This is a genomic window from Streptomyces sp. NPDC001599 (assembly GCF_042893535.1).
Classification (GTDB): domain Bacteria; phylum Actinomycetota; class Actinomycetes; order Streptomycetales; family Streptomycetaceae; genus Streptomyces.
This window is the reverse complement of the sequence record NZ_JBIAVA010000013.1, coordinates 22,086-42,205: the sequence shown is the minus strand read 5'-3', so window position 1 is coordinate 42,205 and position 20,120 is coordinate 22,086. Positions and strand designations below refer to the sequence as shown.

Sequence of the window (20,120 nt, the reverse complement as noted above, 5' to 3'; positions counted from 1 at the left end):
GCCCGCCGGTGGGCTACCGTTCCGCGGTCTTGCCCGAGCCCAGTGTCACCAGGGCGTCCGCCTGGGCGAGTCCGCTCTCCTCGACGACGGCGCGCACGCTCTGGGCCTCGCGCACGAGGGCGAAGGCGATCTGCCCGCGGGAATCCGTCCGGTACCCGTAGACAGCGGGACGTGGCAGGGAATTGTAGGAGAAGTGCGAGGAGAAGTAGTAGGCCCCGGTGTCGTACAGGGCCACCACGTCGCCCGGTTCGACGGCCGGCAGCTCACGCCCGGTCGCGGTCAGGTCACCGGCGAAACAGCACGGTCCCGCGATGTCGACGACCTCGGCCGGGCCCTGCTTGGGCCGGCCGTCGGCGTCGAACACCCCGACGCGCAGCGGCCAGGCGTCCGGCATGAAGACCGTGCGGGTGGCCACCTGCGCACCGGCGTGCGTGACCGCGATCCTGCGACCGCCGGCCGACTTGGTGTACTCGACGACCGTGCCGATGGTGCCGCTCTTGGCGAGCAGGGAACGGCCGAACTCGGTGATCAGGGCGTAGCGGCCGTCGAACAGCCCGGGTGCGGCGGAGCGTAGCTCGGCGACGTGGTCCGCGTACGTCGGACGGTCGTCCTCGCCGTCGAAGTTGACGGGCAGGCCGCCGCCGATGTCGAGCCCGGTGATCTGGGCGCGTCCCAGCTCCTTGTTGATGCGCTCGGCCAGTTCGTACGCCGCCCGCACCCCTTGGGCGATGAGCGGCAGCGGGCAGCCCTGGGAGCCGACGTGGGCGTGCAGCCGGTTGAGCCAGGGCCGGCGCGCGAAGGCCTCGATCACCGCGTCGACGGCGCCCTCGTCGCGCAGCGCGACGCCGAACTTGGAGGTCGCGGTGGCGGTGCTCATCGCTCCGATGGCTCCCGCACCGATCTGCGGGTTCACCCGCAGTCCGATGGGCCCGGAGGCCTCCCGGCCGGCCAGCAGGCCGTCGACGCGGGCCATCTCCTGGAAGTTGTCCAGGTTGATCGCGATGCCGTGGGCCAGGGCGAACTCCAGCTCCTCGACGGTCTTGGCGGGGCTGTCGAACACCAGCCGGTCGTAGGTGAATCCGGCCGCCAGCGCCTGCTCCAGCTCCCCGGGCGAGGCCACTTCGCAGCCCATGCCGGCCTCCGCGAGCAGCCGCAGCACCGGGACCAGCCCGCACGCCTTTGCCGCGAACGTGTGCTGCACCGGGGCGGGTCCCTCGAACGCGTCGTTCAGCGCGTCGACGGCGGCGAGCACGCCGTCGATGTCGAGGAGACCGACCAGGGGTGCTCGCGGGCCCAGCAGGCCGCCCTCGACGGCCCGTGCGAGCGCGGCTTCACGGGCGCTGCCGCGTTGGTGGAGGGAACCGGAAGTCACTGCACCACACTCCAGGGGTGTCGGTCGTGCGCGGCGCTCGTGGAGCGGCCGGCCGTTCTGTCTTGTACAGCCTCGCTCCGCCGAGCCCGGTGCGTCTTCGTACCCGGCAACCATGGTCGGGGCAGTTCCCTGTGCGACAGGACAACTCAATGATCAAGCTGCTCGGACGGCCACCACCGCTCACGCGGAACCGGGGACCTCATTCCGTGCGCCGCGCCAGCCGCAGTCCGACGTCCGCCAGAAGTCGCAGGGTGGGGTCGGCCAGGTCGACGCCGAACAGCTCCCGAGCCCGCCGCAGCCGGTACCGCAGGGTGTTCGGATGCACGTTGAGGCGCTGAGCGGCCGTGACCGTGTCACCGAAGGCGTCGAGGTAGGCGCCGACGGACGCGCCGTACTCCGAGCCGTGCGCCCGGTCGTGTTCGACCATCGCGTGCACGGGGCCCGACAGGCTCTCCCACAACGGCGCGATCAGGTCGAGCACACGCAGCGCCGACACCTCGGGAACGAGTTCGCCGAACGCGGCCACCGCAAAGACCACGTCCCCGGCCGGCCGGCGCGCGGCCCGCTCCCGCAGCACCCGCACCACCAGCTCCGCGGCCTCGCGCGACGCGGGCAGCCCCGGCAGGTCCGCCGCGACCGGGCCGACGCCGACGAACAGCACACCGCGCGACACCGACCGCGCCGTGGCCGCCAGCGCACGCGCCGGGTCGGTCTCGCCGTCCTCCGCCGGAAGCAGGACGTACAGCCGCCGCCCCGACCGCGCGGTCACGCAGCCCGGCCGGTACGCCTCGGCCCGCAGCGCGAGCACGTCGAGCATCCGCTGCTCGGCGGCGCCTCCCGCAGCCGGGGCGGGCACGAGTGTCGAATCCCGGCTGTCGTACGCCTCCGCGACCAGGACCGTGTACGGCCGGTCCGGGGCGAGCCCGGCGTCGTGCGCGACGCGGGCCGCCGGGCCGCTGCCGTCGAGAAGTGCGTGCACCGCGCCCTCCCGCGCCCGGGCCGCGGCCCGGCCCCACGTCTGGTGGTGGGCGAGGTGCGGCACGGCGGCCCGCGCCGCCGTGTGCAGCGCCGCCGCCGCGTCCTCGGCCAGCGGCCGGCCGTCGGCGGCGGCCCAGAGGGAGCCGAGGATCTCCGACCCGTGGCGCACCGCGACGGCCAGCCGTTCCGCGTACCGGTCGTCGGCGGGCAGACGTACGACGCCGTCGGTGTTCCACAGGGCCTGGAAGAAGCCGCTCTCACGCAGTTCGTCCACCCGCCAGCGCGGCACCTCCTGCCCGAGGATCGTCAGCCTGCGCATCGGGTCGGGCTCGTGATCCATCCGCGAGTAGGCGAGCACCCGCGACTGCGGGTCCTCGATCGTGATCGCGCCCCCGACCAGGGTCGCCACCGTGTTGGCGAGCTCCGGGAGGTCGCCGAGCCGCAGCCCTTCCACCCCGGTCCCCGCGGTCGGGGCGCTGTGGACCAGAGCGGTGCGCAGTTGACCGAGCACCTCCGTCCACCCCTGCCCCGGCCGCCGGGTGAGCAGCGCGGTGCGCCCCGAGGCGGCCTCCTCCAGCAGCGCCGCCCGGGGCCCGCGGGCCCCCCGCCGCAGCACCACGGCCGCGGCTCCGGCCTGCTCCGCGCCACGCAGCACGTCGATCGCCTCCGGCGCGGCGACGTCCACCCCGACCGCGAGCAGGATCAGTCCGGACGCCGCCCAGGTGCCGTCGTCCCGCTCCTCACCCGGGTCGTGCAGCACCACGTCGGCCACCGGCACACCGGATCCGCGCGGCGCCACGACGACGTCCAGCATTCCGGGGGCGATCAGACGGAGGATCTGCTCGAGCGACGGCCTGCCGTCGCGGCGGTCCGGTTCCCTTGCTGCCATGGCTCCATCTTGGTCGGCCGAGCGGCTCGCCGGCTCGCCGGTGGCTCTCCCTCACGGCGAAGGGGCAGGTCGCTACGGCAGCTTTCGGGGCCGGGTGGGTGAGCGACGGGTCCTGCCGCTGGTGCGCGGCCGGTCTCCCGTAGTACGCCCGCCCGGCCGGCCGGGGGTGAGGACCACCGCCAGGACCACGGCTGCCATCACCACGGACATGACGGCGAAACCGGCCGAGAACGTGGCCGCCTGCGCCGCCATGCCCAGCGCGAGGGAACCGAGCCCGGTACCGGCGTCGTAGCCGATGTTCCAGGCGACGGAGGCCACGTGCCGGTCCTCCGCGCCGGCCAGGTCGAAGGCCTGCACCAGCGTGAGGCTCTGGAGTCCTCCGTACGCGGTTCCCAGCAGGAGCAGTCCGGCGAGCAGGGGGAGGACGGTTTCGCCGTCCGAGCCGACGCCCAGGGCGATCAGTGCCAGTCCCGCGCACGCGGTCGAGGCGAGGAGGGCGGTGATCGGGCGCCGGGCGATCCTGTCGGCCAGTTCTCCGCAGCCCCAGCGGGCCAAGGCGGCCGTGGCGGTGAGGGCGAGCAGACCCGCGGCGGCGAGCGCGGGGGTGCTCGTGAACTGCGGGGCGAAGGTGAGCACCGCTCCGCCCGCCGCCGTGACCAGGAGCAGGACGGTGAGCGGGAGCAGGATGCGCCGGAGCACCGCGGCGGCGGGAGCGGCGGGCCCGGTACGGCCGTCCTGGGTGGGCGGGCCGTCCGTGCGGGCCTCGACCGCGCGGCCCAGGGCCCGGGTCCAGGGCAGCGCGAGGACGGGGAGAACACCGCAGGCGACGATCGCGGGAAGGTCGAACGTGCCCATCAGCCAGGGTGCCGCCGGGGTGAGGACGACCTGGGGCAGCGCGACGGCGAGGCCGTAGAGGCCGATGGCAGCCCCTTGGCGGCCGCGCGGGGCCAGGGCGGCCGCGGCGGTGGCACCGCAGACGGTGACGATGCCGAAGCCCGCTCCGCGCAGGGCCGTCGTCACCAGGATGGGCACCAGGTGGTCGCTGAGGCTCTGCAGGAGGGCGGGCAGGCCGAGCAGCAGAGCGCCGAGGGCCAGCGTGCGGGGCCAGCCGATGGCGCGCAGCGCCGTCCTGACACACAGCTGGGCCAGGACGGTGGCGGCCATCAGGACGGCGGTGACGAGTCCGGCGCCGAACTCGTCGGCGCCTCCGGCGACGGCCCACGCCGGTGAGACGGGGAGCAGCAGGGCCAGTCCCGCGAAGCAGAAGGCTCCCACCGTCAGCAGGTGGGGTATGCCCGGGGACCGCAGGACGGATTCCGTCGCTCGTTCAGACATGGTTCTCGATTGTCCTTGATCTCCGAGCGGTCTTTCCAGTGTCCGGACCGGGTCGCCCCGCGTGTCGGCTTCTTCGCGCAAGCGGGTCCGCCTACCGGAAGCCGAGATGCGGATCGGTGGTACCGGTCAGTTCCGCGCTGGCGGCCCACAGGTGAGCGGCGACCGCCGGGTCGGCCATGTGTGCCGGGACCGGCTCTCGTCGCGGTCGGCCCCGCAGACCGAAGACCCTCGGCCCCCACAGCTGCCCTCCCTGTACGCCGGGGTCGAGGACGGCGCGGACGACCGGCCATGCCCCGGCGTCCTTGCCCTGCACCATGAGCGCCGCGGGCAGACCGCGCAGTCGCTCGCCGGGGCTCGACCCACTGACCGGCGGGCGGGGCGGGGTGAGGGAGTCCAGAGCGCCACCGGGGTGGGCCACCGCGCTGAGCACCGTGCTGCCGACGGCACGCAGCCGGCGGTCGAGTTCGAAGCCGAAGCACATCTGCGCGAGCTTCGACCGGCCGTAGGTGCGCTTGGGCCGGTAGTCCCGGGCGGACTGGAGGTCGTCGAGGTCCAGCCGCTCGGATCGCGCCGCGAAGCTTCCCACCGTCACGACGCGGCCCGTCGGCGCCGCGGACAGCAGGGGGGCCAGCCACCGCGTGAGCGCGAAGTGGCCGAGGTGGTTGGTGCCGAACATCAGCTCGTGGCCGTCCTCGGTCTCCCGACGGGGCGGGTCGTCGAGCGCGACCCCGGCGTTGTGGACCACCGCGTCGAGACGACCGACGTCCAGCGCCAGGCCGTCCACCGCGGATTTCAGGGTGGACAGGTCGGCGAGGTCCAGGTGCAGATGCCGCACCCGAGCGCCCGGGACGCGGGAGCGGATCGAGGCAAGGGCAGCGTCGGCCTTCGCGGGGTTCCTGCTGCCGATGACGACGAGGGCGCCGGTGGCGGCGAGCTGCTCCGCGGTGAAGTAGCCGATCCCGGCGTTCCCCCCGGTGACGAGGAAGTTCCGTCCCTCGGCGGACGGCAGCCGGTGTACGTCCCACGGGCGGCTCTGGGGTGCGGAGGACACGATGACAGACTCCTTGTGCTCGGGCGGTGTGCTCGTGAGGAGCACCGACTCGCCCAAGGTCGCTCCCCCGGCCGACAGAACGCCGACAGAACACACGCACCGCCGACAGACGACCGACACACCCGGCGCCCACGCCCCCGCCCACGCCGGGGCGAGGGGTCCACCCTCCCGCGTTCAGCCCGTCCGGACGAGGAAGCGCTGGTCGGCCGCATCGGTACAGCGTTCCTCGATCGCTTCGGCTCCCACGGTGGTGTCGTCGTCGGCGATGCCGATGCACCCGCTGCCGTCGGCCGGGCGCAGTCGGAAGCCCTCGCCGTCGTCAGCGGCGGCTGCCAGGCGGAACCGGGTGGCCTCGGAACAGTCGTCCCGGGGCTCGAGCATGCCCTTCACCGGGCCGGTGCTCATGACCGTCAGGCACCCCTTTCCCTCCTCGGGGTGGTGCCACTGGATGCGGTAGAGACCGTCACCGGCCGGCTCGAGGTAGGTACGCGGGACGGTGGCCCGGGCGCAGGGGAGCTGGGCGGCTACGGCGCTGGCGTAGGCGCCCTCACGGTCGCGTCCGTCGGTCAGACACAGGTCGGGCGTTCGGGCGGGACGGATGGTGACCCAGCCCTCGGAGGGGGCCCGGGAAGCGGCCGGCGCACCGGAGCTGTCGGGCAGCAGTCCCCAGGCGCCCAGGGCGAGCGGCGGAACCATGAGCGAGGCCACGAGGGTGAGCACGCGACCTCTGCCCCGGCGTCGTGGCCGGGCCGCGGTCTCTTCGGCCCCTGATCGATCCGTCGCGTCATCGGGCCTCGACCCGGGGACCACGGCCGGCACGGCGGCGACACCCGCGGCGATCCGGTCCCTGGCGTCCAGCCAGACGCCGACCCGCTGTCCGTCCCCGCAGGCGCGGACGAACGCGGCCAGCACGTCGGGGTGCGGCAGGCTCGTGCGTCGCAGGACGTCGGACAGCGTGCTGCGCGCCAGCACGTCGCCGTTCCGGGCGGCCCGCTCCTCCAATGCGCGATAGGTCAGTCCCGAGCGCTCCTTGAGCCGCCGCATCGACTCGACAAGGCCGGCGGCGTCTCGGGCCGCATGCGGCGACAACTCGCCCCCCAGATTCCCCATGAACCTCATCTTGCTGCGGCCATGTCAAAGGGGCAACAGCGCAATCCCGCCATGCCCCGCTGTCCGGGACGTGATCCGGACAAGGCCCTGACCAGCCCGGACAGCCCGCAACTGTCCGGGACAGCCGGTTGCCGTTGCTCCGGCCCGCCGGCCGTCAGCAATCTCTGTGGTGCCCGGCTCGCCGTGTTCGAGTCCGGGGTCACCGCGGACCAGCGGCGGTACGACCGCCGCGTCCGGGTCCGCATCCGTCTCCCAGGAAGGTCAACGCAATGGCTGCGTCCTGTTCTCCCGGTCAAACGTGGTACGAGTACGCCTGCATCACCGCGTCCGCGGGCAGTTGTGAGGCGACCCGGCGCAAGTACACCCAGCGGCGCACCTACGCCTGCTACGACGGGTACCCGGTCGAGGTCTCCGGCGATCGCAAGTTCATCCGCTGCGGCTGCTGATCCGCGGGTCCGTTCCCGAACGGGGCTGCCCGCCCGTCCCGGTCTCCGGTGGGCGGGCGGCCCCCTTCCCTCCAGAAGGTACCCACGTGCTGGAAGCCCTCATCGAGGTGGGGCGCGGTGCGTTCACAGCTCTGTTCGCCGTGGCGACGGGCAGCAAGCTGCGGGCCCCCGCCTTCGCCGACCTGTCCGCCTCTCTCGCCGCGCTCGGCCCGACCGGTACACGGTTCAGCCGGTTCTCTGCCACGTGCCTGATCGTCTCCGAGGCGACCGTCGCGACCGTGCTGCTCCTTGGCCCGGCGTCGGCGGAGCTCGGCCTTGCCGCGCTGCTGCTGGCCGTACTCGCCGCAGGTGTCCTGGTGAGCACGCGTCGGCAACTCGGCCTGCGCTGCGCCTGCTTCGGGACAGCCCGCGAGACACTGGGCGGCCGTCACCTGTGGCGCAACACCACCTTGTCGGCGCTCGCCCTGCTCCTCGCCCTGGCGTCGACCGGTGCCACGCTGCCGGACCCCGCCGAGCGCGTCCTGCTCACGGCGACCGGCGCCGGTATCGGCATCGCCGTCGTCCTGCACGAAGCCGTGGCCGCGGCCCTGACCCCGAGGAAGCGATGACCACCCTTTACGTCGTCTGCGGCGCCCTGGCCGTCGCGGTGTGCGCCAACCTCGTCCTGACCATCCGGCTCGCCCGCGCCGTCCGGCGGGACCCCGCGGACCCGCCGGCGGAGCTGGACCGCCCCGACACGTTCTCCCTTCCCGTCGGACATGAGCTGCCCCCGTTCGAGGCCACGTCGTTCGAGGGCCGGCCGGTCGGTGCGGCGGCGATGGACGAGTACGTCGTGGGGTTCTTCATGATCGGCTGCCCGCCCTGCCAGGCGGCGGTGGACGACTACGCCGCCCTGGCCGGCCGGCTGGCGGACAGCGGCATCCCGGCGATCGCCGTCGTCCGGCACGAGCCCCACGAGCTGGACCGTCCGGCGGCCCGCCATGAGCTGGACGCCGAGACGGAACGGCTGAGCCGGACCGCCGTCGTCGTGCACGAGGAGGGCGACGGCAGCATCATCACCGCGTTCGGCGTCAGCGCCTACCCGCTGTTCTACCGGGTCCGCCGTGAGGGTCGAGGGCACGTCGTCGTCGCCGAGGCTCCCACCACACGTCACTTCCGTCTCTTGGAGCTGGTGTGACCGTGCCCGGCGATCCCGCCCGCACCGCGCGGGCCGGGCGTCGGCCCGCTCGGATCCGCCGCGGCGTACGGAGCGCGGCCGGGCTCGTCGTCGCCTCCGCATCCGGTTCGTTCGTCGGCTACATCGGCGTCAGCCTGTTGCTCGCCGCTGTTCCGCTGACCAGCGCCTGGGCCACCAAATTCCTGGTGGACGGACTGATCGACCGGCGGCCGGCCGGGTACCTGCTCACCTGGGGGGCGGTGATGGCCGCCACCGGGACGGCACTTGCCGTGCTGCCCGGCTTCTCGGCCTACTGTGTCAAGGAGTTGCAGCGCAGCACCCGGCTCGCGGCGCACCGACGGGTCGCCGAGGTGATGAACTCCTTCTCCGGCCTCGCCCACTTCGAGTCCCCGCGCATGGCCGACCGGATTCGCATGGCGCGCGACTCGGCGGGATCGGCCTCCCTGGAGATCGTCGAGTCGGGGACGAACGCGATCAGGTCGCTGGTCATCTCCGCCGGGTTCGCCGCATCGCTCCTGGCCCTGCGGCCCGCGCTCGCCGTCCTGGTGCTCCTCGGCGCGCTGCCCGCCGTTGTCATGGAGACGCGGATCCACCGCCAGCAGGTGCGCAACATGTGGCTGCTCAGCCCGGCCCACCGCAAGGAGGCCTTCTACTCCGAGCTGTTGACCGGGCATCGTGCGGCCAAGGAGATCCGGCTGTTCCGAGCCGGCGCCTTCGTGGCCGGTCGCGCCGCCCAGGAGATGGCCGGCGCCAACGCCGTGGCCCGGCGACTGGACGGCAGGGTCCTGCGATACGAACTGGCCGCCGAGTCGATCGCCGCCGTCATCACAACGGCGGGCCTGGCCTGGGCCGCGGTGGACGTGTGGCACGGCAGGCTCAGCGTGGGCGACCTCACGCTGCTGCTGGCGGCGATCACCGCTGCCCAGGGGGCACTGTCGGGTCTGGTCAACGACACCACGCGATGCTACGGCGCACTTCTGCGCTTCGAGGCGTACCTGGACCTGCGCGACACCCCCGACGACCTGCCCCGGTGCGAGGTACCCGCCCCCGTGCGCCCATTGCGGGAAGGCACCAGCCTCGAGGACGTCTGGTTCCGCCACCACGACGCTCAGGACTGGATCCTGCGCGGCGTGACCCTGCACATCCCGGTGGGCCGCACCACCGCGCTCGTCGGGGTCAACGGCGCGGGCAAGTCCACGCTGGTCAAGCTCCTCTGCCGCTTCTACGACCCCTGCAAGGGCCGCATCCTGTGGGACGGTGTCGACATCCGGGACTTCGCGCCCGAGGTGTACCGGGCCAGGCTGAGCGCCGTGTTCCAGGACTTCATGGAGTACGACCTGACCGCCGGGGAGAACATAGGCATCGGCCGGCTGGAGGCGCTGGGCGACACGGCGGGGATCGAGCGCGCGGCCCGCCGCGCGGGCATCCACGAGGAGATCACCCGGCTGTCCGGCGGCTACGACACGCTGCTGAGTCTCGTGTTCCGCCAGGACGACCCCCGGGCCGACAGCCGCGGCGGCCATACCCTGTCCGGCGGCCAGTGGCAGCGCCTCGCGCTGGCGCGGGCGATCCTCCAGGACGACGCCGACCTGCTCCTGCTGGACGAGCCCAGCTCCCGGCTCGATCCCGCCGCCGACCACCGGCTGCGGTCCCTGCTGCGCTCACTGCGCCAGGGCCGCACCACCCTCCTGATCTCCCACCGGCTGGACTCCGTCAGGAACGCCGATGTCATCGCCGTCCTCGAGGAGGGCCGCACGGCAGAGACCGGCACGCACGGGGAGCTCCTCGCCAAGGGCGGGACGTACTCCGCACTCGTCGCCCTGCAGTCGGACGCCCTGGACTTCCGTGAAGCCCGGCCCAGCTGACCCCGAGCCGTGATGCGGCGGCCGTCGCCTCAGAATCCCGGCGCCGGGGCGAAGTCCGGCCACCACCGAGCGCCAGCCCGACCACTGCCCCGAGGCACCCGTGCAGTCGCCTGTTGTCCATACGTCCCTCCATCCGGCACCTGCTCCGGCGAGCACCGGAGCCGCACCGCTCGTCGCCGTGACGCCAACCGTGAAGTATCCCCTCGAGCCGCTCACGTCGTCGCCGAGGACGATCCTTGACCTCGACCGGACTTGAGGTTGGAGGCTGAACGGGACGTTGCCTCCGGCGAAAGGTGCTGCTCATGCGCGCGATCCACGTGGCCTCGTTCGGTGCCCCGGACGTGCTGACCCTGATCGAGCTGCCCGATCCCGTGCCCGGCCCCGGCCAGGTCGTCGTCGGCATGGTCGCGGCCGACGTCATCTTCCTGGACACGCTGCTGCGCGACGGCTGGGGTCAGGACCTCTTCCCGCGAACCCTGCCGTACGTGCCGGGTGGTGGCGGAGCGGGCGAGGTGCTGGCAGTCGGTGACGGGGTGGACCCGGGCTGGATCGGCCGGAACGTGGCCGTACGAACCGGGACCGGATACGCCGAACGGGTCGTCGCGGGTGAGGAGGAGATCATGCCGGTCCCCGACGGGCTGCCCGCCGTGACGGCGGCCGCACTGGTGCACGACGGCGTGACCGCTCTCGGCTTCCACCGGCTGGGGGCGCCGCAGAAGGGGGAATGGGTACTGGTCTCGGCCGCGGCCGGCGGGGCGGGCACACTGCTGGTGCAGTTGGCGGTCGATGCCGGGGCCCGGGTGGTGGCCGCCGCGTCCAGCGACGCCAAGCTGGCTCTGGCCCGGGATCTGGGCGCCGAGGTCGTCGTCGACTACACGCGGGCGGACTGGGTCGAGCGGGTGCGCGAGGCGACCGGCGGCGGCGCCGGGCTCGTCTACGACGGCGCGGGCGGGGCGCTCGGGGCGACCAGCGTAGACGCGCTCGCGGACGGCGGGCGCTTCGTCACCTACGGGACCGCCGACGGATTCGCCGCCCCGGACCGGGAATCCGCCGCGCGCCGAGGCATCCGGCTGCTCATGCCGCTCATGGACGGCCCTCCGGACCAGGGGACCGTCCGGGAACTGCTGGGCCTGGCCCTGGACAGCGCCGCCGAGGGACGCCTGCGCCCTGCCGTCGGCGCCACCTACCCGCTGGCGCGGGCCGCGGACGCTCACCGCGCTCTGGCCGCGCGTACGACGGTGGGCAAGTCACTGCTCGTGATGGGCGGCGAGCAGGGCGGCGAGTAGTCCGGTGCGCACGGGCGGCACCAAGGGATTGACAACGTTGGAGCGTCAATCCTGGCGATCTTGGTGTTGGCCCCGACCGGCGGGGCGCTGCCATGCTGAGGCGCCCCGTCCCATCGGCATGCAGCGAGAGGCGTTCCCAGTGGACGTGTTCAAGACCCGGCACGGTTCGGTCCGGGGGTTTCGGGCCTCCGGCGACGTCGTCGCCGTCCTCGGTGTTCCGTATGCCGCCGCGCCGTTCGGTGTCCACCGGTTCCGGGAGCCGGCACCGGCACCGGCCTGGACCGGGGTGCGGGAGGGCAGGAGATTCGGTCCGGTCGCCCCGCAGTCCGCGCGGTTGCCCGGGGCGCCCGTGTGGTCTCCCGGTGACGAGGACATCCTCACCGTCAACCTCTGGACGCCGGCCCCGGACGGTGGCCCCCTGCCGGTGCTCGTCTGGATCCACGGCGGTGCCTACACGTTCGGCTCCTCGGCCCAGCCCGACTTCGACGGCACGGTACTGGCCCGTGCCGGGCTGGTCGTGGTGACTCTCAACTACCGAATCGGGTTCGAGGGCTTCGGCCACGTCCCGGCGGACGGGCCGATCGCCCACCCCGACAACCGGGGGCTGCTCGACCAGGTCGCCGCCCTGCGGTGGGTGCGCGAGAACATCGCCGCCTTCGGTGGCGATCCCGACAACGTCACCGTCGCCGGCCAGTCCTCCGGCGCCGCCTCGGTCGCCTGCCTCATGGTGATGGACCGCGCCCGCGGCCTGTTCCACCGGGCCATCGCGCACAGCCCCGCCAGCCCCTGCTACACGCGCGACATCGCGGCCGCGACCACGCGCGAGGTCGCCGCCGCGGCGGGCTGCCCGGCCACGTCGGAGGGCCTGGTCCGGGCGACTCCGCAGGCCCTGGTCGCCGCCACCGACCAGGTGGTCGACCACTACCGGCACGACCCCGCCTCCGGGTCCCGCCACTACGACCCCTCGCTGTACGCCCCCGTCCTCGACGGCGACGTCCTGCCCACCGACCCCCTCACGGGGATGGCGGCCGGTGCGGCCAGGGACGTGGAGCTGCTGGTGTGCCACACCACGGAGGAGTACTGGCTGCTCGACGCCGTCGGCAGCAGCGCGAAGGTCACCACCGGCGAGCAACTCGCTCGCTTCGCGGCGGACTTCGGCCTCCCCGACGGCCTGGTGGCCGGCTACCGCGCCATGCTGCCCCAGGCCCCGGTGCTGGACGTCTACCTCGCCGTCTTCGGCGACCTGCTGTTCGGTGAGTACGCCAACCGACTCGCCGGACTCCACGCCCGGGCGGGCGGCCGGACGTTCCTGTCCCGCTTCGACCGGCGCCGCGCCGATCCGGGTGCGGTGGTACGGGCCTGGCACTGTGCGGACGTTCCCTTCGCCTTCGGCAACCTGGACGACGAGCGTCTGGCCTTCCTCATCGGCGGCACACCCACCGCCGACGACCACGGACTGGCACGCCGGATGGTGCGCGCCTGGGCGGACTTCGCCGCCACCGGAGACCCGGGCTGGGCGCCTGTCCGTGACTCCACCACCGAGGTCAGGGTGTGGACTGCCGACCATCAGGCCGCCGACACCGGCGACCGGGCCGCCGCCGTCCGAGCTCTGTGGGCCGGGGCCGGCTTTCCGGTCCTACGCCCCTGAACCGGGGCGCGGTGGGTGCGCCGCGACCGCGGGCCGACCCGGCCGGGCTCCCGGCGGCTCCGGGAGTGCCAGATGCCTGCCCTGGAACCGTCCGCGCAGCGCGCGATCGTGGGTGACCAGCACGATCGCCCCCGGGAACCCGGTCAGTGCCTCTTCCAGTTCCTCGACCAGCGCCGGTGACAGGTGGTTCGTCGGCTCGTCGAGCAGGAGGAGGTCCGCGGGCTCCGAGACCAGGCGGGCCAGCTCCACGCGGCGGCGCTGGCCGTACGACAGCTCGCCCATGCGCAGGCGCAGTTCCGCCGGGCGAAAGAGGCCGAGGGCGAGCAGGGTGTCGGCGTGCTCGTCGGCGGCACCCACTCGGCCCAGCCCGAACGCCTCGGCGACCCTCAGCTCCGGCGGCCACGGCGTCTCCTCCTGGCGCAGGTGCCCGACCCGGCCGGGCACCCGTAGCGTGCCCTCTTCCGGCCGCAGTTCACCGGCGAGCACCTTCAACAGGGTCGTCTTGCCGGCGCCGTTGGGGCCGGTGACGAGGAGTCGGCCGTGACGGCCGAGGCTGAGGGAGCCCAGGTGCAGGCGGTCACCGACGCGCACGTCCGACAGTTGTACGGCGGGGAGCGTCGCGGCAGCGGTCCCAGTGCCTCCGCATTCCTCCGCTGGCAGTCCCACGCGCGCGGTGAAGGCCAGCGCCTCCGGAGGTGGCGCCACCGGGTTCTCGGCCAGGCGCGCGACCCGCTCGCGGGCGTTGCGGATGCGGGACATGGCGCCGTGGGCACGGCCGCGGGCCCGGAAGCCACCGTGGCCGAAGTTGGCCAGGGACGCCTTGCGCGGAATGGCACCGAGGCGGGCGGCGTGACCAGTGGCCAGCCGCTCGTTGCGAGCCAGCTCCGACCGCCACTCCTCGTGTTCCTGGAGCCGGCGGCGGCGCTCCGCGGCCTTCGCCGTACGGTAGCCGTTGTAGCCGTCGCCGTAGCGGGTGACCCTTCCCCCATCTGCCTCCAGAATCGTGCTGGTGAGACGCTCCAGGAAGACGCGGTCGTGGGTGACGGCGAGCACCGTGCCGCGGTGTGCCCGCAGCTGTGTCTCCAGCCATTCCACGGCCTGATCGTCCAGGTCGTTGGTCGGCTCGTCCAGCAGGAGGACCTCCGGGCGGCCCGCGAGGACGCCGGCCAGGGCGAGACGGGAGCGCTCGCCTCCGGAGAGGGTGCCGAGCCGGCGCTCGCGGCGGAGCGCCGGCAGGCCGAGGTGGTGCAGCGCGATGTCCACCCGGCGGTCGGCGTCGTGGCCGCCTCGGGCCTCATAGCGTTCGACGAGCACGGTGTACGCGGCGAGTGCCTCCGGATCCTCGCCGGTACCGAGCGCCCGCTCGGCCCGGCGCAGCTCGGCCTCCAGGGCGCGCAGGTCCGCGAGGGACAGGTCGACGGCGTCCTGGACGGTGGCGGTCGGGGGCAGGGGGACGGACTGCGGAAGATAGCCGATGCCGCCGGCGGCGGTCACGGTCGCTTCGCCGCTGTCCGGGCGCTCCTGGCCTGCGGCGATCCTGAGGAGGGTGGACTTGCCGGCGCCGTTGTCACCGATCAGTCCGGCCTTCTCGCCCGGTGTCAGCGTGAGGGAGACCTGGTCGAGAACGGTGCGGCCGGGGTAGCGCTTGGTGACATGGGACAGGGTGAGTTGTGAGGTGTGCAAGGTCGGGTCCCTCCTGGCCGCACGGGATCAGCCCGGGCCGGATCGGGGTGGATGGACGGCACGGCGAGGCGCGGCGACGGCGGAGCGGTGCTCTACGCCGTCGGCGCCGGTGATCTCACAGGGAACCCATGCGAAGGACGGTACGCCACAGCGCACATGTTGGCAAGACGATACGTCTCGCCTTGTCCGCCGGCGCGGCCCCGAGCGCGGCGCACCGTGAACCGGTGAAGATCAACTGATCGGCGCAGCAGTGAATCGTTACGCCGGGTGAACGGTGCCGCCATTGATCAGAACGGCGGCCCCGATGCTGTGAGTCTGGGCGTCGCATCGACAACGGATCGGCAGACAGCGGCAGTCCCGCCTGGCGGTCCCCTACCGTTTGGAGCTTTCCTTGCCCCTTCGTCGTATCGTGACCAGCGCCCTCGCCTCCCTCGCCCTGGCACTCGCCTCCGCCGGCGCCATCACCCTGAGCGCCGGTCCGGCCGCAGCGAATCCCTGCGGCTTCTACGAGACCGCCTCCGACGCCTACTACAACCACTGCACCTCGGACGGCTCGCACATCGTCATCGAGATCGACGACTGGGGGCCCAACAGCGAGCGGTGTGTGGTGCCCGGCGTGACCTGGATCGGCTCCAGCTCCGACATCGACGGCGCCTGGTACACCGGCCGCACCTGCTAGGCCCAGTCGCTCGGCTCGAGACTTCCGCGTCCCCGGCCGGGGCTGACGTCTGGTACGTCAGCCCCGGCGACCGATGACCTGTCGGGCCGTGCCGAGGTCGAGGAAAACGGTCTCCCCTGTGGCGTCGTCCAGCCCGTCGTTGTCGGTGACGGTGTAGACGTGGCCGTCACCGCCCACCGTCAGACCTTCGAGCTTCTCCTGCGTCCAGCCGTTCGTGGCCCGCAGGTCCGGCAGCACGTCGTGCGCGAGCCTCTTCGGCAGGACCCGCAGGGCTCCCTTAGGCGCCGCCGACTTCGGCAGATCCACCGTGTAGATCCGCTTGACCTTGGCGGCAGGGCCGCTGAGTTTGTCGCGCTCGATCACCGCGAGCCGGTCTCCGACCGCGGTGATCTCGGACAGCCCCATCCAGTCACCGGCCGTGCCGGTGGCTTCGAGCCGGTAGCCGTACCAGCTCCAGGTGCCGGCCGTCACGTCGTAGCGTCCCAGCCGTACGACGCCCGCCGGGTCGCCCGCGGCCTCGCGCTGGAGCGCGGCCCACACGACCTCGTGCCCGCGCCGGTCGGTGGTGGCGGTGACTCCCTCGAAGCCCTGCTTGCCGAGGCCCGCGGCGACCTCGGCCGGCAGCGGGACCACCTGCCGGGTCACGCCCCGCGCGTCGAGCCGGACGAGCTTGTTGCCCGCGCCCGTCCCGCCCTCGACGGCGAGCCAGTAGCCGCCCTGCGCCCGGGCGTGGATGCCCTCGGCGTCATAACCCACGGGCCGCCCCTCGGCGTCCTTGACGGTCAGTTCCCCGGTGATGACGGCGGGGCGGCGGGCCGTGTCGACGGTGAGGACGCGGGTGGTGGAGTACGCGGCGTCGGTGACCGTGTAGAGCCGGTGCGGTGTGCCCGGTGCAGCGGACAGGGCGCCGAGCGCTCCCCAGCCGATCGGGGCGCCGCGGTCGTCGTCGGCCGAGACGATGCCCGGGAACGAGGGGGCGTGCCCGGTGCCCCGCCCCAGCCGGAACAGGCTCACGGACGCGCGCACGCCCGCCTCGGCGTCGTCCTCCTCGCTGGAGACGGCGAGCAGTCCGCGCGACGGGATCGGCAGCAGGCCCTCGGGGCCGTTGGTGACGGGCAGCAACTGGCGGAAGACGGGCCGGGTGGGGCGGCTGACGTCGTAGACCGCGACGAAGTTGTCGCGCTCCGAGCCGACGAAGGCGTAGGGCACGCCGTCGTACTCGGCGATCGCGATGCCTTCCGGCTCGGCGCCCTTCTTCCCCGAACGGCCCTCGTCGTGCAGGCCGTGGCGTACGGCGAGCCGCTCGAAGCCGTTGCCCGCGTCCCAGACCGGCTTGCCGGTGCGGCTGTCGAACACGGACCAGCCGCGGGTACCGCCGCGCCAGTCGCCCTCGTTGGCGGTGGCGAGATAGCGGTCGTCGATCCAGCCGACGGCGTCGGGCTCGCGCGGGAGGTCCTCGATGGACCCGGTCTGGTCGATCCTGCCGTCGGATTCGGTGTCGATGCCGCGCACCGAGGCCGTGCCGGCGCTGAACGCCTTGGCGATCCGGCCGGTCGGCAGGTCGATCAGGACGACACCGTTGTTCTCCTGGAGCGTCACCGCGAGCTGGTTGCGGCTGTTGACGGAGACGTACTCCGGCTCAGGGTCCGTCGGTTCGGCGATTCCGGCCTCGGCCAGCACGGGCAGCGCCCGGCCGTCGGCCCGGGTCAGCGGAACCGCCCGGGTCCGCCAGTGGGCGGGGGCGACGCCCCGGCCCAGGTCGACGATCTGCACGAAGCCGGCCGGTGCCTGCGGCAGGTCGCCCTCGTCGCGGCCGGGCGGTGTCGCCTCCTCGTCGCGTTCGTTCTCGACCGCGACGGCGGCGTACCGCTTGTCCTTGCTGACCGCTACGGAGTCGGGCTGCCCGCCGAGGTCGAAGCTCGCCACCCGCTCGCGGTCGCTCAGAGAAACGACGTCGAGCCGTCCGGAGGGCCGTGCGTGGCTCGCGCTGGTGTTGACGACCACCAGCACGTACCGGCCGACCACGGTCACCGAGGTCGGCTCGTCCTCGGCGTCGCCGAGCCGGGCCAGCGACAGGGTGCCGAGGCCGCGCGGGTGACTTGGGTCGGAAATGTCCAGGAAGCCGATCCGCCGGGCCACCGCGTCGGTGTGCACGAGGGTGCGGCCGTCCTCGCTGACCGAGGAGATCTCCGCGACGGTCCCGGCCGCCGCGTCCTCGCCGGCCGGACGGTTGTGGAAGACCGGATAGGTGGCGGTGCGTTCGAACAGGCTCGGTCGCCCCTGCTGGTGCTGCTGGGCCTGCTGCCCGCGATGCTGCCGCCCACGGTGCGGCTGCTCCGCCTGCGCGGCTCCCGCGGTCGCCAGGCTGCCGGCGGCCACGACGAGGGCGGCCAGCGCGGCGCGGGTTCTCTTGCTCCTGGGGGACATCTTTCCTCCGGTCCGGTCCACTCCGTCGCCGAACGTTTTCAGCCGGGGACGAGGGCCACGGGGACGGCGGGTGAACGGCGGGCGAAGTCCGGGAGGCCTCGTCTCCGGCTCGTACGGTGCGCGACGCGCCCGGGGCCGCGCCGCCCCGGCCGGGACCAACTTGCCGCCGACGGCTTCGTGGTGGGCGGCCGGCCGCTACCGTACGCGGTACGGAGCGCCTCTCTTCGGACAGCGGGGTGCTCGTCACGACGGAGCGGACGAGTGCCGCGGTCACCCGGTCCCGCTCGTCGACGCGGTAGGCGTGCGGCCAAGGAAGGACGCACGCGTGCGCCGAATACTGCTGCTCGCCCCGCTGCTGCTGCTCGCCTCCGGCTGCGGACCGGCCCAGTCCTCCCGGAGCGGGGCGGCCGATGCCGCGCGGGAGGCCGCCAGGACGGTGGGCGAGCGGCTGTACGGCCCGCGTCCCCGCACGGCGGAGGAGGTCGGGCGGGCCGCCTCGCAGCTGGACGGGGTGGAGGTGATGCGGGTGACGGGTGCCTCCACACACGAGGGGGACGGCATCGACGTGGTCGTCCGCACGTCCGGCTCGGCGTACAACTCGTGGGTCGATCTCGAGGAGATCACCGTGCGCAGTTGCTTCACGGTACGGGTGTCCCCCAGCTCGCGGTGGCGCGAGGACCCTCACGACGTGGACTGCCCAAAAGGCCCCGCGCTGACCTTCCCCCCGCCGCCCGAACCGCCCCGGCTGCCCGCCGAGGAGCTTCGGGAGAGGCTCCCCCGGGTCCCGACGGGCGGCCGGGTGAACGAGACCGAGATTCGCCGTACGCTCGCCGCGCTCGACCTCGATCCGCGGATCCGGACCGAAGTGAAGGCGGACGGCGGCCGGGTCGGCGTCCTCCTCTCGGTGCGGGGCAACCACTTCGATCCGCAGGACTGTCTGCTCGCCCGCGTCGTCCCCGGCGCGGCCGACGTCTGGGTGCCGCCCCGCATCCAGCGGATGCCCGGAGAGGGCGGCTGTACCGTCGCCAACGCCCTGGACCCGGCACCGGCCCCGCACTGACAGCGCTCCGCCCACCGCGCACAATGGACTCCGTCGCCGGCACGGTGGCCGTCGGCGGAAGGAGCAGCGTGGGCGGGAACCCTTCGCAGGACGTCGTCTCCGGGATGCGGGAGGCGGCCCGCGCCCTGCTCGCTGTCCTGGAGCCGGAGCAGGTACGTGAGCTGCGTGCCGGGCCCAACCGGTTGGACGCGCCCGAGCTGCGCGCGTGGACGTATCTGCCGGGCCCGCGCCCCGGACTATCCACCGAAGGGCTCGACGGCCGGCAGCGCGAGGCGGTCGACGCGCTCCTGACCACCGCGCACAGCGCGGCGGGTGCGGAGCTGGTGCGCGCGGCGATCGAGGTGGAACGGCACCGTCGCGCCCGGGGCGGGCACTCGGGCCCGGACCGCTACTGGGTGCGGCTGCTCGGCGACCCGGACGGCGACGAACCATGGGGCTGGCGGCTGAACGGCCACCACCTGGCCGTCCACGTAGTGGTCACGGGGGCCGGGATCCGGGTGACCCCGCACTTCGTCGGCGCGGAACCGGCGCGCACCGCAAGCGGCCCCCGGGCCGGCCTCCGGCCCCTGGGTCCGGAGGAGGACCTGGCCAGAGAGCTGATCACGAGCCTGCGCGGCACCGCGCGGGCGTCGGCACTCTTCTCCGCCACGCCACCGGACGACATCCTCACCCGGGCCGATCCGTTCGCCGATCCGGGTCTCCTTCCCAAGGGCCTGCCGTACGGCCGCCTGTCGCCGGGGCAACAGCGCCTTCTGGAGCGTCTGGTGCGCCGCTATCTCGACCGTGCGCCCGAGGCGTACGCGCGCGCGTGCTGGTCCGACGCCGTGGACCGTGGGCTGGGTTCCCTGTCCTTCGCCTGGGCCGGCGGCCTCGCCCCGGGGGACCGGCACTACTACTGCGTCCGCGCCCCGGATTTCCTGATCGAGTACGACAACACGCAGGACGACGGCAACCACGCCCACTCGGTCTGGCGGCACGTCCGCCACGACTGGGGAACCGACCTGCTCCGCGGGCACTACGCGGAGCAGCACTTCCCCTAGGGTGCCGTTTGGATCTTGCGGCGGTCGCGGGGTGGCAGCAAGGCACCGTCGCCCCGAGCCGGCCTGATCCCAAC

The 20,120-nt window shown here is 73.5% G+C and carries 16 protein-coding genes; 9 read left to right on the top strand and 7 right to left on the bottom strand.

The genetic code is table 11. The features are described 5' to 3' along the window. Nucleotides 1–13: 13 nt before the first annotated feature. The 5 genes from ACFYZ3_RS28480 to ACFYZ3_RS28460 all read right to left on the bottom strand — a co-directional run bounded on the left by ACFYZ3_RS28480 (nucleotide 14) and on the right by ACFYZ3_RS28460 (nucleotide 6,735). The gene (locus tag ACFYZ3_RS28480) at nucleotides 14–1,372 is read right to left on the bottom strand and encodes a diaminopimelate decarboxylase (RefSeq protein ID WP_388523350.1); all 1,359 of its coding nucleotides are present in this window, start codon (nucleotides 1,370–1,372) and stop codon (nucleotides 14–16) included. Between the two features lie 199 nt (nucleotides 1,373–1,571). Further along, the gene (locus ACFYZ3_RS28475) at nucleotides 1,572–3,239 is read right to left on the bottom strand and encodes a PucR family transcriptional regulator (protein ID WP_388523347.1); all 1,668 of its coding nucleotides are present in this window, start codon (nucleotides 3,237–3,239) and stop codon (nucleotides 1,572–1,574) included. Nucleotides 3,240–3,311: 72 nt separating this feature from the next. Continuing rightward, nucleotides 3,312–4,574, bottom strand: a complete 1,263-nt coding sequence (locus ACFYZ3_RS28470) for an MFS transporter (protein WP_381994282.1) — start codon at nucleotides 4,572–4,574, stop codon at nucleotides 3,312–3,314. A gap of 91 nt (nucleotides 4,575–4,665) precedes the next feature. After that, nucleotides 4,666–5,625 carry an SDR family NAD(P)-dependent oxidoreductase gene (locus ACFYZ3_RS28465; protein WP_381994280.1) on the bottom strand — a complete coding sequence of 320 codons (960 nt, stop codon included), beginning with the start codon at nucleotides 5,623–5,625 and terminating at the stop codon, nucleotides 4,666–4,668. Nucleotides 5,626–5,799: 174 nt separating this feature from the next. Further along, the gene (locus ACFYZ3_RS28460; protein WP_388523344.1) at nucleotides 5,800–6,735 is read right to left on the bottom strand and encodes a helix-turn-helix domain-containing protein; all 936 of its coding nucleotides are present in this window, start codon (nucleotides 6,733–6,735) and stop codon (nucleotides 5,800–5,802) included. 269 nt (nucleotides 6,736–7,004) lie between these two features. Here ACFYZ3_RS28460 and ACFYZ3_RS28455 point away from each other — a divergent pair, with 269 nt between their 5' ends. From ACFYZ3_RS28455 to ACFYZ3_RS28430, 6 genes are all read left to right on the top strand, one after another. Then, nucleotides 7,005–7,181: a hypothetical protein gene (locus ACFYZ3_RS28455; RefSeq protein WP_381994277.1), complete on the top strand. Its 177-nt coding sequence runs from the start codon at nucleotides 7,005–7,007 to the stop codon at nucleotides 7,179–7,181. A gap of 86 nt (nucleotides 7,182–7,267) precedes the next feature. After that, nucleotides 7,268–7,789, top strand: a complete 522-nt coding sequence (locus tag ACFYZ3_RS28450) for a MauE/DoxX family redox-associated membrane protein (protein ID WP_388523341.1) — start codon at nucleotides 7,268–7,270, stop codon at nucleotides 7,787–7,789. Further along, nucleotides 7,786–8,358, top strand: coding sequence for a peroxiredoxin family protein (locus tag ACFYZ3_RS28445; RefSeq protein WP_381994274.1), 573 nt, complete (start codon nucleotides 7,786–7,788; stop codon nucleotides 8,356–8,358). Before ACFYZ3_RS28450 ends, ACFYZ3_RS28445 begins: the two co-directional genes overlap by 4 nt. Then, nucleotides 8,355–10,223: an ABC transporter ATP-binding protein gene (locus ACFYZ3_RS28440; protein WP_388523337.1), complete on the top strand. Its 1,869-nt coding sequence runs from the start codon at nucleotides 8,355–8,357 to the stop codon at nucleotides 10,221–10,223. Before ACFYZ3_RS28445 ends, ACFYZ3_RS28440 begins: the two co-directional genes overlap by 4 nt. Before the next feature lie 302 nt (nucleotides 10,224–10,525). After that, nucleotides 10,526–11,509, top strand: coding sequence for a zinc-binding dehydrogenase (locus ACFYZ3_RS28435; RefSeq protein ID WP_381994270.1), 984 nt, complete (start codon nucleotides 10,526–10,528; stop codon nucleotides 11,507–11,509). Nucleotides 11,510–11,627: 118 nt separating this feature from the next. Further along, the gene (locus tag ACFYZ3_RS28430) at nucleotides 11,628–13,157 is read left to right on the top strand and encodes a carboxylesterase/lipase family protein (protein ID WP_381994268.1); all 1,530 of its coding nucleotides are present in this window, start codon (nucleotides 11,628–11,630) and stop codon (nucleotides 13,155–13,157) included. Here ACFYZ3_RS28430 and ACFYZ3_RS28425 read toward each other — a convergent pair. Next, the gene (locus ACFYZ3_RS28425) at nucleotides 13,146–14,840 is read right to left on the bottom strand and encodes a TlrC/CarA/OleB/SrmB family ABC-F type ribosomal protection protein (protein WP_388523332.1); all 1,695 of its coding nucleotides are present in this window, start codon (nucleotides 14,838–14,840) and stop codon (nucleotides 13,146–13,148) included. The two genes, ACFYZ3_RS28430 and ACFYZ3_RS28425, sit on opposite strands and share 12 nt — an antisense overlap. 391 nt (nucleotides 14,841–15,231) lie before the next feature. On the opposite strand from ACFYZ3_RS28425, the gene ACFYZ3_RS28420 reads away from it, so the two are divergent. Further along, a complete protein-coding gene (locus tag ACFYZ3_RS28420; protein WP_003978542.1) occupies nucleotides 15,232–15,519 on the top strand; it encodes a DUF6355 family natural product biosynthesis protein in 288 nt (95 codons plus the stop codon). 57 nt (nucleotides 15,520–15,576) lie between these two features. On the opposite strand, the gene ACFYZ3_RS28415 is transcribed toward ACFYZ3_RS28420, so the two are convergent. Continuing rightward, complete coding sequence (locus tag ACFYZ3_RS28415; RefSeq protein WP_388523329.1) at nucleotides 15,577–17,946, bottom strand: esterase-like activity of phytase family protein; 2,370 nt, start codon at nucleotides 17,944–17,946, stop codon at nucleotides 15,577–15,579. 325 nt (nucleotides 17,947–18,271) lie between these two features. On the opposite strand from ACFYZ3_RS28415, the gene ACFYZ3_RS28410 reads away from it, so the two are divergent. Both ACFYZ3_RS28410 and ACFYZ3_RS28405 read left to right on the top strand, forming a co-directional pair. Continuing rightward, nucleotides 18,272–19,006 (top strand): translation initiation factor IF-2, encoded by a 735-nt coding sequence (locus ACFYZ3_RS28410; protein ID WP_381994263.1) that lies wholly within the window; start codon nucleotides 18,272–18,274, stop codon nucleotides 19,004–19,006. Between the two features lie 68 nt (nucleotides 19,007–19,074). Continuing rightward, nucleotides 19,075–20,046, top strand: a complete 972-nt coding sequence (locus tag ACFYZ3_RS28405) for a DUF3500 domain-containing protein (RefSeq protein WP_381994261.1) — start codon at nucleotides 19,075–19,077, stop codon at nucleotides 20,044–20,046. Nucleotides 20,047–20,120 lie beyond the last annotated feature (74 nt).

Bases quoted from the DNA above. Each gene is read 5' to 3' on its own strand.
- ACFYZ3_RS28475 (WP_388523347.1), bottom strand. From the start codon at position 3,239: ATGGCAGCAAGGGAACCGGACCGCCGCGACGGCAGGCCGTCGCTCGAG.
- ACFYZ3_RS28430 (WP_381994268.1), top strand. From the start codon at position 11,628: ATGCAGCGAGAGGCGTTCCCAGTGGACGTGTTCAAGACCCGGCACGGT.
- ACFYZ3_RS28470 (WP_381994282.1), bottom strand. From the start codon at position 4,574: ATGTCTGAACGAGCGACGGAATCCGTCCTGCGGTCCCCGGGCATACCC.
- ACFYZ3_RS28435 (WP_381994270.1), top strand. From the start codon at position 10,526: ATGCGCGCGATCCACGTGGCCTCGTTCGGTGCCCCGGACGTGCTGACC.
- ACFYZ3_RS28460 (WP_388523344.1), bottom strand. From the start codon at position 6,735: ATGGGGAATCTGGGGGGCGAGTTGTCGCCGCATGCGGCCCGAGACGCC.
- ACFYZ3_RS28445 (WP_381994274.1), top strand. From the start codon at position 7,786: ATGACCACCCTTTACGTCGTCTGCGGCGCCCTGGCCGTCGCGGTGTGC.
- ACFYZ3_RS28415 (WP_388523329.1), bottom strand. From the start codon at position 17,946: ATGTCCCCCAGGAGCAAGAGAACCCGCGCCGCGCTGGCCGCCCTCGTC.
- ACFYZ3_RS28455 (WP_381994277.1), top strand. From the start codon at position 7,005: ATGGCTGCGTCCTGTTCTCCCGGTCAAACGTGGTACGAGTACGCCTGC.